Below are 2,061 nucleotides of genomic sequence, written 5' to 3'. Positions count from 1 at the left end.
GTACCAGCGTTTTGGTGAAACGCAGCCGCCCGTCGAACGGCGGCTGGCTGTACTCTTCCGGGTCGCGGTTAAGATCGAACTGCGCCGTGTAGCCCTGGCTCAGGTAGAGCCGCACCGCTTCCGGCTGACGAAAGCCGGTGGTGAGGTAGATCTGGCTGTAACCGGCAAGCCTCGCCCGGCGCTCCAGCTCCTGCACCACCCGGGCGGCCAGCCCCTGCTGGCGCAAGGATTTGTCGGTCCAGATACGTTTGATCTCGGCGGTCTGCGCGTCGAAAGGCTTATAGGCCCCGGTGGCGATAATCTTTCCGTCGCGCTCCAGCACGATAAACAGCCCCTGGGGCGGCAGATACCACTCGGTCAGTTCCACCTCGGCATCTTTAGAGAAGTAGTCCCCGTAGCGCGCCGCGTATTCTCCGAACAGCCCGTTAATAATGGGTTGAAGATCGGCGTCCTCCGGCGAAACGTCACGAAAAAGATCGCTCATAGGTTCTCCTTAGTCGCCAAGACCGGCCGGGTTAACTTCCGAATGAGGAATACGTTCTACGCCTTCACCCCAGCGGTTCAGCACCTTGTCGTAGTCGCCGTTCTTGATCACGCCGTTGAGGGCGGTCTGCACCGGCTCTGCCAGGCCACTGCCTTTTTTCAGGGTCACGGCGATGTGCGCCGCTTTCGGCCAGCCGCCATCCACGCTGCCCACCAGTTTGGTTTTACCGTTCAGAGCCGCTTTCCATGCGCCAATCACGTTCGGGCCAAAATAGGCATCCGCGCGACCGGACTGCAGCGCCAGGGTCTGGGCGGCATCATCTTTGGTGTAGATCGGCGTGAACGGCTTCAGCCCCTTCTTCTGGTTCTCCGCATCCCACGCCAGCAGGATCGCCTCCTGGTTGGTGCCGGAGCCCACAATGATCCGCAGCCCGGCGATATCCTCCGCCTGCTCAAGTTTCTTGATGGGGCTGGTGGATTTCACGTAGAAGCCCAGCGAATCTTTACGGTAGGTGGCGAAATCGAACTTCTCTTTACGCTCTTTGGTGACGGTGATGTTGCTGATTGCCGCATCGTATTTCCCGGAGGCGACGCCCAGCGGCCAGTCTTCCCAGGAGGTGGGCACGACGTTCAGCTCCAGCCCGAGGCTGTCGGCCACCAGACGGGCGATATCCGCCTCGCTGCCAATCAGGGTTTTGTTGTCATCGGCGAAGACCGTCAGCGGCGGCTGGCTCAGCCCGGCAATCGCCACGGTGAACTTCCCCGGCACCACCGGTTTAAAGCTGGCGGGCAGCTGGCTGATGGCTTCCGGGTTTTTGGCGGTGTTAATTGGCGTTTTATTGGCCTCGAGGCTCACCCCGGTGCCGTTAATCGTGACGTTCTCTGCCCAGACGGCAGGGGTAAAGGCCAGCGCAAGCGCCAGAATAAGCGATGATTTTTTCATGGCAGGTTCTCTTATTGTTTTGTGAACTGATTAACGGGCTGCGCTAAACCCAGGCTCTCGCGCAGGGTGGTGCCGGGGTATTCAGTGCGGAACAGGCCGCGCGCCTGCAACAGCGGCACCACCTGGTCAACAAAGCGCGGGAAGGTGTCCGGCGTACCGCCCTGAATAATGAAGCCATCCGCCGCATGGCCTTCAAACCACTGCTGTAAGCCATCGGCCACCTGCTCCGGAGTGCCGGAAAAACGCGGGCGCGGCGAGGCGGCTTCCAGCGCCACCTGACGCAGGGTTAAGTTGCGCTCCCGGGCGTTGCGCTTGATCTCATCGGTGGTGCTGCGGAAGCTGTTTTTCCCCAGATCGCCAATGTCCGGGAAGGCCTCGTCCAGCGGATACTGGCTGAAATCGTGATGCTCAAAGTAGCGGCCAAGATAGTTCAGGGCATCGCTGATGGAGACCAGTGCGGCGGTGGTCTGGTACTGCTGCTCCACGTCGTCATCATCTTTCCCGACGATGACGCTTACCCCCTGGAAGATATGCAGTTCGTCCACCCGACGGCCATGCTGTTTAAGCTGGCTTTTTACGTCGTGCCAGAACGCCCGGGCTTCGTCAAAGGTGTCATGGTGGGTAAAGATGGCGTC

General features: G+C 60.3%; 1 protein-coding gene and 1 pseudogene. Both read right to left on the bottom strand.

Annotated features, from left to right (window positions below; all coding sequences use genetic code 11):
- The coding region (locus WFM46_RS23590; protein ID WP_336998708.1) for a GNAT family N-acetyltransferase at positions 1-484 on the bottom strand (484 nt) is incomplete at its 3' end.
- Between the two features lie 9 nt (positions 485-493).
- Positions 494-2,061 (bottom strand): annotated as a pseudogene (locus WFM46_RS23585) (LLM class flavin-dependent oxidoreductase); the annotation flags it as partial.

This window comes from Leclercia sp. M50 (assembly GCF_037150775.1).
In the GTDB taxonomy this organism is placed as follows: domain Bacteria; phylum Pseudomonadota; class Gammaproteobacteria; order Enterobacterales; family Enterobacteriaceae; genus Enterobacter.
This window is presented reverse-complemented; position numbering and strand designations above follow the sequence as displayed.